This window comes from Acidobacteriota bacterium, assembly GCA_026393755.1.
GTDB lineage: Bacteria > Acidobacteriota > Vicinamibacteria > Vicinamibacterales > JAKQTR01 > JBAXOX01.
The window spans coordinates 58,769-72,385 of record JAPKZO010000031.1 but is presented as its reverse complement, the minus strand read 5'-3'; the positions used below and the strand labels follow the sequence as shown (position 1 = coordinate 72,385).

At 65.3% G+C, this 13,617-nt stretch carries 12 protein-coding genes, 1 tRNA gene and 1 riboswitch; of the genes, 8 read left to right on the top strand and 5 right to left on the bottom strand.

From position 1 onward, the window contains the following. Positions 1 to 369 precede the first annotated feature (369 nt). The gene (locus NTV05_13690; GenBank protein MCX6545447.1) at positions 370 to 771 is read left to right on the top strand and encodes a cytochrome c3 family protein; all 402 of its coding nucleotides are present in this window, start codon (positions 370 to 372) and stop codon (positions 769 to 771) included. Between the two features lie 248 nt (positions 772 to 1,019). Here the strand turns inward: NTV05_13690 and NTV05_13685 are convergent. Further along, positions 1,020 to 1,096: transfer RNA gene (locus NTV05_13685), tRNA-Arg, on the bottom strand. 54 nt (positions 1,097 to 1,150) lie between these two features. After that, positions 1,151 to 3,043, bottom strand: a complete 1,893-nt coding sequence (locus tag NTV05_13680) for a glycoside hydrolase family 3 C-terminal domain-containing protein (protein MCX6545446.1) — start codon at positions 3,041 to 3,043, stop codon at positions 1,151 to 1,153. A 74-nt stretch (positions 3,044 to 3,117) separates the two neighbouring features. On the opposite strand from NTV05_13680, the gene NTV05_13675 reads away from it, so the two are divergent. Both NTV05_13675 and NTV05_13670 read left to right on the top strand, forming a co-directional pair. Continuing rightward, the gene (locus tag NTV05_13675; GenBank protein ID MCX6545445.1) at positions 3,118 to 3,621 is read left to right on the top strand and encodes a molybdopterin-binding protein; all 504 of its coding nucleotides are present in this window, start codon (positions 3,118 to 3,120) and stop codon (positions 3,619 to 3,621) included. Next, positions 3,618 to 4,841: a molybdopterin-binding protein gene (locus NTV05_13670; protein ID MCX6545444.1), complete on the top strand. Its 1,224-nt coding sequence runs from the start codon at positions 3,618 to 3,620 to the stop codon at positions 4,839 to 4,841. The genes NTV05_13675 and NTV05_13670 overlap by 4 nt, the downstream gene beginning before the upstream one ends. A gap of 36 nt (positions 4,842 to 4,877) precedes the next feature. Here the strand turns inward: NTV05_13670 and mqnE are convergent, their stop codons facing one another. Next, entirely contained in the window at positions 4,878 to 5,999 is a 1,122-nt protein-coding gene (gene mqnE, locus NTV05_13665; protein ID MCX6545443.1) for an aminofutalosine synthase MqnE, read from the bottom strand. Between the two features lie 4 nt (positions 6,000 to 6,003). Continuing rightward, a riboswitch (cobalamin riboswitch) is annotated at positions 6,004 to 6,215 on the top strand. A 75-nt stretch (positions 6,216 to 6,290) separates the two neighbouring features. Here mqnE and NTV05_13660 point away from each other — a divergent pair. The 5 genes from NTV05_13660 (at position 6,291) to NTV05_13640 (ending at position 12,095) form a co-directional block, all read left to right on the top strand. After that, positions 6,291 to 8,564, top strand: a complete 2,274-nt coding sequence (locus tag NTV05_13660) for a TonB-dependent receptor (GenBank protein ID MCX6545442.1) — start codon at positions 6,291 to 6,293, stop codon at positions 8,562 to 8,564. Beyond that, positions 8,548 to 9,372, top strand: a complete 825-nt coding sequence (locus NTV05_13655; protein MCX6545441.1) for an ABC transporter ATP-binding protein — start codon at positions 8,548 to 8,550, stop codon at positions 9,370 to 9,372. The genes NTV05_13660 and NTV05_13655 overlap by 17 nt, the downstream gene beginning before the upstream one ends. Further along, positions 9,365 to 10,369, top strand: a complete 1,005-nt coding sequence (locus NTV05_13650) for an iron ABC transporter permease (protein ID MCX6545440.1) — start codon at positions 9,365 to 9,367, stop codon at positions 10,367 to 10,369. The genes NTV05_13655 and NTV05_13650 overlap by 8 nt, the downstream gene beginning before the upstream one ends. Then, a complete protein-coding gene (locus NTV05_13645; protein ID MCX6545439.1) occupies positions 10,366 to 11,229 on the top strand; it encodes a helical backbone metal receptor in 864 nt (287 codons plus the stop codon). The genes NTV05_13650 and NTV05_13645 overlap by 4 nt, the downstream gene beginning before the upstream one ends. Positions 11,230 to 11,531: 302 nt before the next feature. Continuing rightward, complete coding sequence (locus NTV05_13640) at positions 11,532 to 12,095, top strand: Uma2 family endonuclease (GenBank protein ID MCX6545438.1); 564 nt, start codon at positions 11,532 to 11,534, stop codon at positions 12,093 to 12,095. Positions 12,096 to 12,169: 74 nt separating this feature from the next. Here NTV05_13640 and NTV05_13635 read toward each other — a convergent pair whose 3' ends face one another. Both NTV05_13635 and NTV05_13630 read right to left on the bottom strand, forming a co-directional pair. Next, positions 12,170 to 12,994, bottom strand: coding sequence for an ABC transporter substrate-binding protein (locus tag NTV05_13635; GenBank protein MCX6545437.1), 825 nt, complete (start codon positions 12,992 to 12,994; stop codon positions 12,170 to 12,172). A 29-nt stretch (positions 12,995 to 13,023) separates the two neighbouring features. Beyond that, complete coding sequence (locus NTV05_13630) at positions 13,024 to 13,599, bottom strand: hypothetical protein (protein MCX6545436.1); 576 nt, start codon at positions 13,597 to 13,599, stop codon at positions 13,024 to 13,026. Positions 13,600 to 13,617 lie beyond the last annotated feature (18 nt).

Sequence of the window (13,617 nt, the reverse complement as noted above, 5' to 3'; positions counted from 1 at the left end):
CTCGACCCGCTTCGTCCCGATCCCCTCCGCCCCGCAGGTCGACGTGTCTCTGCTCGCGACGTCGCCGCCGCCGCACGCGCCAGTCGTCTGTGCCGATCGCCCGCTGCGGCCCCGGCAACACCTCGGTTCCGAAACGGCTGAGACAGGCGCACGTCATATTGTCGGGAGACTCACGCTAGTGGTAGAATCACAGCCGCCGGTGGCGTGGAGCCAGCCGGGAGAGGCTCTGCCATGGCGAGGCAATGCCCCCAGGTCCTTTCATACAATCTGTGGCCGCGGCGTCTCAGAGAGCGCCGTGGTCGCGTCTGCCGCACGCTCGCCCTGGTCGGTTGACCGGGCGATGGCAGACAGACGAGTCGAGGAGACAGCATGAAGAAGTTTGTGTACCTTGCGGTGGCCGTCATGGCCCTCGCGCTGATTGTCGGCCCGGCGGTGGCCAACGCGCAGACACCGCCGACCACGGTCATCCTGAAGGGCAACCCGATGGGTGGCGTCAAGTTCGACCATGCCGCGCATCAGAAGGTCGTGGGCGATAAGTGCGACACCTGCCATCATGCATCGAAGCCCGAAAAGGCGATGAAGGGCAAGCAGGAGAAGTGCCAGAACTGCCACACTAAGGAAGCCACGGCGCCGATGAAGACCACGACGAAGCTCGCGTTCCACGACGCGATGGCAAAGAAGGGCACCTGCATCGACTGCCACGCGAAAGCGACCGGCAAGAAGGTCCCGACCTCGAAGTGCATGGACTGCCACAAGAAGGAAAACGCCTAATCGCCTAAGCGATCAGCGAAAGCTGTGCCGGGGTGGATCAGGTTTTCTGACCTGGCCACCCCGGAGTTCTGTACCAAAGGAAATCTCAGGCGGATGGCTTGCCAAGCCGTAGCTCGGTGCGGCAGGAAGTGAGCGAAGGCTGGTGCGCCCTGCCCGCCTTCGTTCATCGAGATCCCGAACTGATGAACTTCGGCGCGCTTGGATGGTTTACCAGCCGTAGCTCGGTGCGGCAGGAAGTGAGCGAAGGCTGGTGCGCCCTGCAAGACTCGAACTTGCGACCTTCTGGTTCGTAGCCAGACGCTCTATCCAACTGAGCTAAGGGCGCGCACTGAGGGATCCAACACGCGCTCGCGCGCACGCCGGAATCATTAATTATAGCCTACTTCCCCGGCCGCGTCAGCCCGTGTCCCATCGGGAAGAGGCCCGGAAGCGAGATGGGCAGCTTGCCGCCAATCGGAATGTCGCCCGCGAGTCCTCGCGCTGCCGCACGCTCCGTGAAATCAGAGAACTCGTAGCTCACCAGCACGGCCGGCAGTTTGGGCAGGGCCAGCGCCGTGTAGGGATTGCCGAACAGCACCGTGACGAACGGCTTGTTCTGGGCGGCAATCGCGTCGAGCAGCGCCACTTCTGGCGCGCCCAGATCCATGCGGCCACTCGACGACGCAATGCGCACGAAGACACCGGCAATGACGACGTCGGCCCGCCGCGCCAGCGCGCGCACGAGCTCGTACTCAGACGCGGTGGTCCTGTCCGTGATCTCAATGGACGTCAGGTTGGGCCACCGCTGCTTCAACTCCGGGATGATCGCGCGGCTCGGCACGCTCTCGCGCCACCCGCTCGCGTAGTCGAGCACCGACAGATACAACACGTTCGCCTCGCGCCCGGCCTTGATCGGCACGAGATGGCGATCGTCCTTGATGAGCGTGAGCGCCCGCTCGTTGATCTCCTGAGCCACCTTCGCATGCTCGCGCCCGCCGAACTTCCCTGAAATCGCCGCGACGTCGATCAGACGATTCACATGCAGCCCGAGCCTGGCCTTGGCACGCAGGATTCGCTCCACCGAAGCGTCCAGTTGCGCGGCGCTGATTTCACCGGCCTGCACCGCCTTCTTGATGCCCTTGAACGCCAGGTCGTCGTCTGGCGAATGCAGCACGACGTCCACGCCGGCCTTCACGGCCATCGCGGCCGCTTCGTCTGGCGTCCATCCCTTCGAGATGGCACTCATGGACATCGAATCGGTGAAGATGAGGCCGTTGAACTTGAGCTCGTTGCGCAGCAGGCCGGTCAGAATGGGCCGGCTCAGCGTCGCGGGTATGCCGGGCGCCGGGTCGAGTGCGGGCAGGATGATGTGCGTCGACATCACGGCGTCCACGCCCGCGTCGATGGCGGCCTTGAAGGGCACCAGCTCCACCTTGTCGAGCCGCTCGCGTGGGTGCGAGATCACTGCCAGGCCAAGATGCGTGTCGACGTTGGTGTCTCCGTGGCCCGGAAAGTGCTTCACTGTGGCGAACACGCCGGCCGATTGGATGCCGCGGATGTACGCCAGCGCCATCTCCGAGACCAGCGCCGGATCCTCCCCGAACGAGCGGATGTTGATGATGGGATTACGCGGATTGTTGTTGACGTCTACGACCGGGTAGAAATCTACGTTGACCCCCACCGCTCGCGCTTCGATCGCCGACACTTCGCCGGCCTTGAAGGCGAGTTGCGGATCGCGCGTCGCGCCGATCGCCATCGCCCGCGGCAGACGCGTGGCGCCATTCAGAATGTACGCGGCCCCACCTTCGAAATCGGCCGTCGTCAGCAACGGAATCGCCGATTCAGATTGCAGGGCGTTCAGCAGCACTGCCGCCGCGTACGGGTCGCCCTTGCGCGAGGCGTTGCCGCCGCCCCACACCGGGTTCAGCATCACTTGCGGCATCGCCTCGCCGCCACCGAACACGTGGAACGCACCGATCTTCAGGTCGCGCACCAGGTGCAGCAGCCGCTCGTACTCCTCGGAGTCGGCGCTCAAGTAGGTGGCGTTGATCGAAGATTCGATCAGCTGCCCGACTTTCTCATCGAGTGTCATCTTCTTCAGCGTGCGCTGGACCCAGAGTTCGGCCTCCTTCTGCCGCTTCTCGGCCGCCCGGGCGTCGAGTTTCGCCTGCTTGACTGTGTCGGCCTTGGCCTGCCCGGCCGGATCGGCTTTCGCCGGCTCGAACGGGCCGGCGGAGAGTGCCAGAAGGCTGATGGAGATGAACAGCGCGGTGAGAAAGGCAAAGCGTTTCATGGCGTCTCCCGGAACAGATGCCGAATGGTACACCACTCGCCCACCTGGCCACCCCGCCCCGGTATAATCGGCCCATGGGACACATCGAACACAAGGTGCTCTCGCCGTCGGTCGCCAACTGTTTCATCCTCACGATCAGCGATACGCGCACCGAGGCCACCGACACGAGCGGACGAGTCATTTCCGGTCTGCTGTTCGCCGCAGGGCACCAGGTGACGGGCCGGAAGATCGTCCGCGACGAGCCCGAGGAGGTCCTCGCCGCCCTCACTGGGCAGTTGAATACGCCGGACGTGCAAGTGATCATCACCACAGGCGGTACCGGCATCACCGCCCGGGACACAACCTACGAGACGATCGTCAGCCTGCTCGACAAGCGCCTCGACGGATTCGGGGAACTCTTCCGCATGTTGAGCTACCAGGAGATCGGATCGTCCGCAATGATGAGTCGGGCGGTCGGCGGTCTTGCGAAAGGCAAGATCATTCTCTCACTCCCCGGCTCGGAGGCGGCCGCGCGGCTGGCGATGACGAAACTGATTCTGCCCGAGCTTGGGCACCTTGTGCGCGAGGTCTCGCGATGAGCAGCAACCGGATGCGCCCGATCCGCAAGACGATCTCGCTTGATGACGCGCGTGCGCTGATCGCAAAGGCGATCACGCCTCTCTCGCGGACCGAGCGGGTGCGACTCGATCTCGCCGATGGTCGGGTCATTTCGACACCGATCCAGGCCGCGACTGATGTGCCGCCGTTTGCGCGGGCCGCGATGGATGGGTATGCCGTGCTGGCCGCGGACACATTCGGGGCCGGCACGCACAGCGCCCGTGTGTTGCGCTGGATCGAAACGGTCTTCACCGGCCAGGTGCCGAGGTTCGCGATTGGGACCGGTGAATGCACGGAAATCGCCACCGGAGCCCCCGTGCCCGCAGGTGCCGACGCGGTCGTGATGGTGGAAGACACCGAGAAGGACGCCGACGGCACGGTGAGGATTTTCGGCCCGGTCTATCCCGGTCAGAACGTGACGCGGCAAGGGGCCGACATCATGTCTGGCCAGACCGTGCTCAACGCGGGCGACGTCTTGAATCCCAGCCGGATCGGCGCCCTCGCCGCGCTCGGGATCCTCCACGTCGACGTCTATGCCCAACCCCGCGTGGCGATCCTCTCCACGGGCGACGAGGTGGTCGATCTCGGAACGCCACTCACGCCGGGACACATCTACGACATCAACCGGTACACACTGGCCGCCGTGCTTCGCCAGCACGGAGCGCTGCCGGTGCCGCAGCCGACCGCATCCGATTCGATTGCCGATCTGACCCGCGCGCTGGAATTGAGTCTCGCCGAGGACGTCGTGCTCTTTTCCGGCGGAAGCTCGGTCGGCGAGCGCGATCTCATCCTCGACGTGGTCGGGCAGATGGGCGAAGTCGTGTTCCACGGCATCGCGGTCAAACCGGGCAAGCCCACGCTGTTCGGCGTAATAGAAGGAACGCCGGTGTTCGGCATGCCCGGCTATCCCACCTCCTGCCTCTCGAATGCCTACATGCTGCTCGTGGCACCGATTCGCACGATGGCGCACCTGCCGGCGTGGACGCCGCGCGCGATCCAGTTGCCGGTCGGCCAGCGCATCGTATCCACGACCGGACGGCACCAGTTCTACACGGTGAGAATCGTCGACGGGCAGGCCATGCCCGCGTTCAAGGCCTCGGGCGACATCACCAGCATGTCGCAGGCCGATGGCTACATCGAGATTCCTCCCCAGATTGACATCGTCGAGAAGGGTCAACTGATTGACGTGAAGCTGTTTTGACCCCTGGTAGCCCGTGGTGAAGCTTGGAGCGGGCCGCTAGGCAGAATCAATGACGTTGTAGAGCGTGTCCCGTTCGACCGGATCGCGGCCGGCGGCGCGGATCACCGCTTGGATCTGCTCCGGCGTCATGCCATCCGGCGTGGTGGCGCCGGCCATCTTGTAGATCTTCTCTTCCTGCACTGTGCCATCCATGTCGTCCACGCCAAACCAGAGCGCGGTCTGCGCGACCTCGACGCCGGTGGCGACCCAGAACGCCTTGATGTGCGCCACGTTGTCGAGCATCAGCCGCCCGACCGCGTGCACGCGCAGCGTGTCTGAGGCCGATGGCGCCGGCAACTTGTGCATCTGGTTGTTGTCGGGATGGAACGCGAGCGGAATGAACGCCTGAAGCCCGCCGGTCTCGGCCTGCAGCGCTCGAATGCGCAGCATGTGATCCACGCGTTCCTCGATCGTCTCGATGTGCCCGTAGAGCATCGTGATGTTGGATCGCATGCCCAGCTGGTGAGCGAGCCGGTGAATGGCGAGGAACCGATCGGCGTCGCACTTGTCGGCACAGATCTTCTTCCTCACGCGATCGGCGAACACCTCGGCTCCGCCGCCCGGCAGCGAATCGAGACCCGCCGCCGCGAGTTCGCGAAGAACGCGCTCGTCGGTCATCGAAAAGAGGTCCGCGAAAAAGGCAATCTCCACCGCCGTAAAGCACTTCAAGTGCACATCGGGCCGGATGCGCTTCAGCCCGCGCAACAGGTCGAGGTAGTAGCTGAACGGCAGATCCGGGTGCAGGCCGTTGACCACGTGCACTTCAGTGATCGACTCCCCCGCGTGCCGGCGCAGCGTCTCCCACACCTGCTCGAGCGAGAGCGTATACGCGTCCTTGTCACCCGGCATCAGCCGCGCAAACGAGCAGAACAGGCAGTTGGCCACGCAGACATTGGTGGCTTCGAGCTTGATGTTGTGGTTGTAGAACGTGGTGTTGCCGTGCCGCTTCTCGCGCTCGCGATTGGCGAGCCAGCCCAGCGCAAACAGATCCCCGCACTCGAACAGGCGTACGCCGTCCTGCAGGCTGAGCGCCTGTCCGGCATCCAGCTTGTCTCTGATGTCGGCAAGCCCCGCGCGCGTGACTCTCTCTTCCCCGAACATGCTGTCAGATCTTGTCATGCTATACTTCGGTCTGACAAATCGTGCTCCGGTCGAGCGACCAGGGAAGTTGGGTGTAAAACCCACACGGTCCCGCCACTGTAAGCGGGGAGCGCGCGCATCAGCGGCAGTCTGACATCAGACTGCCCGTCACGGCGCCAGACGGGCGCGGGAAGACGTGATGCGAGCGCGACGATCCGCAAGTCAGGAAACCTGGCGAATCGACCTCTGACGTAACTCCTCTGCCATTTCCCGCCCATCGGGATCGCTGGCAGAACCGTTCGGTGCGAGGTCACACCGACAGGAGGTGAGATGATCCGTTCGCTTTCTTCCCTGATCCTTATTGCGGCGCTGTGCGTGTGGCCGACGTCTGCAATCGCCGGTCCCGCGCGGCCGCAAGTCGTCAAGGGCCACGTGCTGGACCCGCAAGGCTATCCAGCCGCTCGCGTCAGCGTCCTCATCCGCTCAGCTGCCGGACACGTTCGTCAGACGGACGCTGATGCCGAAGGCGTGTTTGCGTTCGAAGACGTGGCTCCTGGCGTGTACGACATTCTGGTGCCAGTCGACGGCTTCCGCGCCGATCCGGTGAGCGTGGCCGTTGGGGACCAGACGCCGCGGGACATTCCGATCACGCTGCACCTGTCGGGCGTCACCGAAACGGTGGTGATCTCGGCGGGCTACGTCGACACCTTGCTCTCCGAGGCCCCGGGAAGCGTTACCACGCTCACCAGCGCCGACCTCTCGTCACGCCAGATCACGACTGTGGCGCAGGCTCTTCAGATGGTTCCAGGCTTCTCGGTCGCCCCCACGGGCGGCGCAGGCAGCCTGACGTCGCTCTTCCCGCGGGGCGGCGACTCGGACTACACGCTGGTTCTGCTCGACGGCGTCCGCCTCAACAGCATGGGAGGCGGGTTTGATTTCGGCCACCTCGAGACGGCCGGGCTCGACCAGCTGGAAGTGGTGCGCGGTCCACAGAGCGCGGTCTTCGGGGCGGATGCGATCGGCGGCGTCATTCAGCTTCGCTCGAAGATTGGCGGCCGGCCTTCGGTCTCCGGCGCACTCGAAACCGGCGGGTACGGCACGAATCGGCTGACGCTGGGCAGCACAGGCTCGGTCGGATTGTTCAGCTGGGGCGCGCACGTCGATCGCTCTTCGAGCGACGGCTGGACGGATGTGGCGCCCGGCACGACTGATCGCGTCACCAACGACAACGATGCGGCCTCTGCAGTGGCGTTGGCAACAGGCTGGACGCTGTCGAATCGCTCGACGCTGCGCGTTGACGCCCGATTCGGCACCGACGACCGCGGCTATCCCGGTCCGTTCGGCTCGAACCCGATTGGCGCGTTCGCGGGCATCGATCGGATTTCCCGGGGCCGCAACAATGATGGCCTCGGCACGGTCGCGTTCACGCACGCATGGGGATCTCGGAGCACGCTCAGGATCCAGACCGCGTATGCGGACCGGCGCTCCGCCTTCACCAGCGCATGGGGCGACTCGTCGGCCCGGACGCGCCGGCTCACCGCGCATGCGCAGGTGGATCATGCGTTCTCCCCCCAAGTTGCCACGTCGGCCGGCGTTGATCTGACCGGCGAGCGCGGTGACAGCACGTACATCGTCGGCCCCGCCGGCGGGATGGTGCCTGTGCGGCGGCAAGTTGCCGGCGTCTTTGCAGAAGGCCGATTCCGGTCATCGTCTCGCCTGGTGGTGACGACGGGCGTGCGTGTCGAAGACATCGTCAGAAGATCGCTCGAGCCCGATCCGCTCGCCTACTCGCCTCGACCGGCAATGGCAGAGGATCGGGTCGTCTCCGTCAATCCGCGGATTGCCGCCGGCTACTTCGTGCGGACGTCCGGCGAGAGCGGGGGCAACTGGACGCGGGTTCATGCGACGGCGGGAACCGGCATCAGGCCGCCAGACGCACTGGAGATCGCGTTCACGGACAACCCGGGACTTAAGCCGGAACGCAATCGCAGCGTGGACGCCGGTCTCGAACAGTCGCTGCTGGGCGGCTTGCTGGTCGTCGATGCGACCGCCTTCGTCAATCGCTACGAGGATCTGATCGTCGCGGTGGGCGGCCCCATCAAGGATTTCAGTCGCTTCAGGACCGACAACATCTCCAACGCCCGGGCGCACGGCATCGAGGCCTCGGCGGCGCTGCGCACACGCGGAGGGCTCGAGATCCGCGCCGGTTACACCTGGCTCGACACGGCCATTCTGGCCGTCGACCGGTCGCCGCTGGTGGCGCCTCCGCCCTTCAGCGTCGGCGATCCGCTCGTGCGCCGGCCCCGTCACCAGGCCAGTCTCAACATCGTATGGGCCCGGGGACCTGTGACGGCGTACGCGCGAGTCGGCGGGCGGAGCCGCATGCTTGACGTGGAGCCGTCCTGGGGCGCGCTCTATGGCGGGCTGTTCAACGCGGCGGGGTTTGCCGTCGCCGACACGGGCATCTCGCTCGCCATCCGGCGCGGCATCAGCATCATCGCGCGTGTCGACAATCTCCTGGATCGCCAGTACGAAGCCGTGCTGGGCTATCCCGCACCTCGCCGCTCCTTCACCGTCGGAGTGCGCTTTGCTCCGCGCCGATAACGTCACCTACGTCCACGGGATCCACGGGCCGACCGGCGCTGGCGCCGGCACGAATGACGTGTTGCCAGGGGTCCGGCGCGTCTCGATGGCTGTCGAGCGCGGCGCTGTGGTTGGCCTGCTCGGTCCCAACGGCTCCGGCAAGACGACACTGCTGCGTGTGCTGGCCGGGATGCTCGGTCCCACCGAGGGACGTGTCACCCTTGATGGCACCGACATTGGCGCGCTCACCAGGCGGGCGCTCGCCCGCCGGATTGCCGTCGTGCCCCAGGAAACGCATCTGGCCTTCGACTACACCGTCGGCGAAGTGGCGCTGATGGGACGCTATCCACACCTGGGCCCGTTCGAACTGGAGGGTCCGCGCGACCTGAGCATTGCGCGTGACGCGCTGGCGGCGACAGGGACAGTGGATCTCGAACATCGATCCTTCGCGACTCTCTCCGGCGGCGAGAAGCAGCGGGTCGTGATCGCCAGCGCCCTGGCGCAGCAAGCCGACATTCTCCTGCTCGACGAGCCCACGGCGTCGCTCGATCTCGGGTACCAGCTGGAGATCTCGGCGCTGGTGGCGCGACTGAATCGTGAACGAGGTCTCACGGTCGTGGTCGCGACGCACGACCTGAATTTCGCCGCAGGGCTGTGTCTGTCGCTGATCTTGCTGAGAAACGGAAAGGTGCTGGCGGCCGGGCCGACGGCGGAGACGCTGAGCGAAGCGGCGATTCGGGCACTTTACGATGTCGAGGCGAACGTGTGGTTCGACGAGCGTGCGAGACGAGTTGCCGTGGTGCCAATCGGGAAGATCCACGATGCCTGACGTGCGACGCCGGCTCATCGGGTGGACCCTGCTGCTGGGATCGGTGGCGCTGGCCGCGGCGGCCGGCGCACCGCTCATCGGGACGACGCGGATCAATCTTTCCCGCGCGTTCGACACCACCTTGCCGTGGGCCGACAACGTCGATGCGCAGATCTTCTTTATCGCCAGGCTGCCGCGTGTGCTGGCCGCGGCGCTTGTGGGGGCGTCTCTTGCAGCGGCCGGTGTCGTGTTCCAGGCGCTGCTTCGCAACCCGCTCGCCACCCCGTTCACGCTCGGCGTATCGGCTGGCGCGGCCCTTGGGGCCGTGCTGGCCATCTCGCTCAAGCTGCAGTTGATGCTCTGGGGCGTGTCGGCGGTTACCGGCGCGAGCTTCGCCGGATCGCTCGGTGCCGTCGGCATCGTGTATGCGCTGGCGCGGGCTCGCCACAGCGGCTTCTCTACCAATGTGCTGCTGCTCGCGGGCGTGACGCTGAACTCTTTCTTCTCGGCGCTCATCCTGTTCGTCCAGTACATCGCCGACCCGGCCGAGACCGTCCAGACGCTGCGCTGGCTGATGGGAGACCTCGGCGTCGCCGGCTACGGCCCGATCCTCGCGGCGCTTCCGCTGACGCTGGTGGCCTTCGTCGCATTCGCGTGGCTGCCGAGGGCGATGAATCTGCTGAGCCTGGGCACTGATGCGGCCGCCTCCCGCGGCGTCAATGTGGTGCGCACGCAGCAGGTCGCCTTCTTCAGCGCCTCGCTCGTCACCGGGGCCGCGGTGTCGCTTGGCGGGCCGATTGGATTCATCGGCATCATCGTGCCGCACCTGGTCCGCCTGCTGGTTGGCGCCGATCACCGGATCGTCCTGCCGGCCGCCGCCCTGCTCGGCGCGGCGTTCCTGATCGCGTGCGACGTGCTGGCGCGGCTGGTGATGGCGCCGGTCGAATTGCCGGTCGGCATCATTACGGCCATCATCGGAGGACCGTTCTTCCTGTGGCTCCTGGTGAGGCAAAGATGAGAATGGCCGCCACGGCCTGCGCCCTCGCGATGCTGCTCGCGACCCTCCCCGTCGAGACTCAGCGCGTTCCGCAGCGCATCGTGTCGCTCGTGCCGTCGGTGACGGAGATGCTGTTCGCGATCGGTGCGGGTCCGAGGATCGTTGCCGTAAGCAGTTTCGATCACTTCCCGGCGGACGTCGATCGGCTGCCGCGAGTGGGTGCGCTGGTCGATCCCGACATCGAAAAGATTCTCTCGTTGCGGCCTGATCTGGTCATCAACTACGGCAGCCAGAACGACCTCACCGCCAAGCTCGCGCGAGCCAACGTGCTGACGTTCACGTACCGCCACGGGTCGCTCGGAGACATCACCGCAACGCTGCGTGAACTGGGGCGCCGGGTGGGCCTGGCGGCGAAGGCCGAGCGCGTCGCGGCCGGCATCGAACGCGATCTCGACGGGATTCGGACGCGCGTGAAGAGCGAAGCGCGGCCAAAGGCGCTCCTTGTGATCGGCCGTGAACCGCGGTCGTTGCGTGCCCTCAACGTCAGCGGCGGCCGCGGGTTTCTGCACGATCTGCTGGATCTGGCCGGCGGAACCAACATCTTCGGCGACGTGAATCGCGAGTCCCTGCTGGTGTCGACCGAGACGATTCTGGCCCGCGCGCCGGACGTGATCCTGGAGCTGCACTACACCGAAGCGCCATCGCGGACCCTGGTCGATCAGGAACGCGCGGCGTGGAGCATCCTGTCCGCGGTGCCGGCCGTGCGAAACGGCCGGGTCGAGTTGTTGTTCGGCGAAGAGCTGGTGCTGCCCGGGCCGCGAGTCGTCCTGACGGCGACGGCCTTTGCGCGGGCGTTGCATCCCTCCCTGATGGCGCGGTAGCCTCGGCTGCCATTCTCTGCACTCCTCGATGCCCCCCATGCCGGGTTTCGCCTGTCTCGACGGCCAAGCCGGTGGCCGAAGACCTCGATCTCCATCAGAAGGGACGGGGCGCAGTTCACGCTGATGCCGTAGCGGCGCCTGCTGACACTTTCTGCGATCCAGATTCCAGCTGGTCGTTGCACATTCTGCAACGCCGTTTTTCGCCCTCCGCCGTGTTTCCAGATTTCCTCGCATTTCCTGTGGTTTCTGAGGCCCTCCTGGGTCCGCCACATGGCCCTGGTCTTGAAGTAGACGATGGTAGAATGGCGAGCGTGGAAGCGGCACATTCGCACGTCACATACGCCGACTTGGAGCGCTGGCCCGATGACGGCAAGCAGTACGAGTTGTACGACGGCGAGGTGCGTGTGGTTCCAGCGCCGACCTTCTTCCACCAAATTGTCCTGGCCAACCTCCTGGACATCCTGCAGGTTTATCGCAAGACTCACGGCGGTTTTGTACTCCCCGCCCCGCTCGACATCATCTTCCGGGAAGATACCGTCCTTCAGCCGGATGTCACGTTCTTGACCGAATCGACGTTTCGCCTCCTGGATGTGCACAAGCCGATTCGTTCTGCGCCAGACCTGGTGATCGAGATCCTCTCGCCTTCCACGTCGAAGTGGGATCGCATCAAGAAGTACGGCGTGTACGCGCGCTACGGCGTGGCCGAGTACTGGATCGTCGATCCGGGCAACGAAACCGTCGAGATCTTTGCGCTTCGGGATGGGGCGTATGAACTTGCGGCGTCGGGACAGCGGGGCGGGCAGTTGATGTCAGCCACGCTGCCGGGGCTGGTGGTGGAACTCGAACGGGTGTTCTCGACGCAGTAGTTTCCTGGAAAGGGTGCAAGACCTGCCTCATCGTTCACGCACTGGCGACGACAGAACGGGTCTTGAAGTCGGTTCTACGCGAATTCGACCGCGACCGCGTGCGGGATGATGCCGGCCTGGTGGGCGCGATCGAGGAGCAGCCGCACCGCCCTGCGGCCATCGTCGCCATAGCCGAGCGTCAGGTCGTTGACGTACATCCCGACGAATCGATCCGCCTTGGCCCGGTCGAGACCGCGGCCAAACTGCATCGCGTAGTCGAGCGCTTCGGTGCGGTGAGCCAGACCGTAGCTGATGCTCTCGAGCAGGAGCGCGCTGACCCGCTTGATCGTGTCGGGCCCGAGATCGCGGCGGATCACGTTGCCCCCGAGGGGCAGCGGCAGGCCTCCGGTCTCGGTCGCCCACCACTCGCCGAGATCCACGATCTTCTTCAGTCCTTCGTCCGCGTAGGTGAGCTGGCCTTCGTGGATGAGCAGGCCGGCAGACACGTCGCCGCGCGCGACGGCTTCCTGAATCTGGTCGAATGGCATCACGACCGTCTCGACATCCGGCCGGTAGAGCTTGAGCGCCAGATAGGCCGTGGTGAGCATGCCGGGAACCGCCACGCGCACGCCGTCGAGCGAATCCGGAGCGCCGGTCTTCGCCACGACGACCGGGCCGTAGTTCGATCCCATGCTCGCCCCGTGCGGCAGCAGGATGTACCGGTCGTGCAGATGCGCGTACGCGTGAATCGAGATGGCGGTGACTTCGTACTTCCCTTCGAACGCCGCCCGGTTCAGCGTCTCGATGTCAGACAGCACGTGCACGAACTCAAAACCCTTCGTGTCCACGTGGCCTCTGGCCAGCGCGAAGAACATGAAGGCATCATCGGAATCGGGACTGTGGGCGACGTGGATGCGCATGCGTAGAAGTGTACCATGAGCGGCTGCAGCTACTTGGGGGGTTTCGCGACGATGAGGCCCGACTCTTCAAGGGCCTTCTGGCGCTTGCGTTCCTCTTCGTTGAGTCTCTGACGTTCCTGCTCCGCCTTGTACCGCTTCATCCGCTGGGCGTCCCACTGGGCCAGCTTCATGATGCCCATAATGACCAGCGAGCCGACGGGCACCGTCGGCGAGCGGAACTCCACAGGCGTGAGCAGGTTCACGATATCGGCGTGGGTCGGCGCGCCCCAGGGAATCACGCCTCTCGGGGCGACGTCCTCGCGAGTGAACAACTGGATCCTGGGAGCCAGCGCCACGACCTCGACGTAGTAGTTCAGCTTGAGCGGCGATTTGTTCTCGGAGGGCGCGCGATCAGCTAGCAGCCGCTTGATGCGATCGAACGACAGTCCCAGCGCCTCGATGTCCCGCACGTCAGTCGAGACAGATTGCGGTGCGGAGGCGGCCGGGGTCCTGGCGACGGATGGCGGCGTTTGCGCACCCGTTGCGCCCGGTTGTTGCTGTGCGCTGAGCATCGCCGGCTGGAGGCCGGTCAGAAGCATGAGCAAGGCCGCGATGATGCGTCGCATACCAGGTAGGACGAGTGT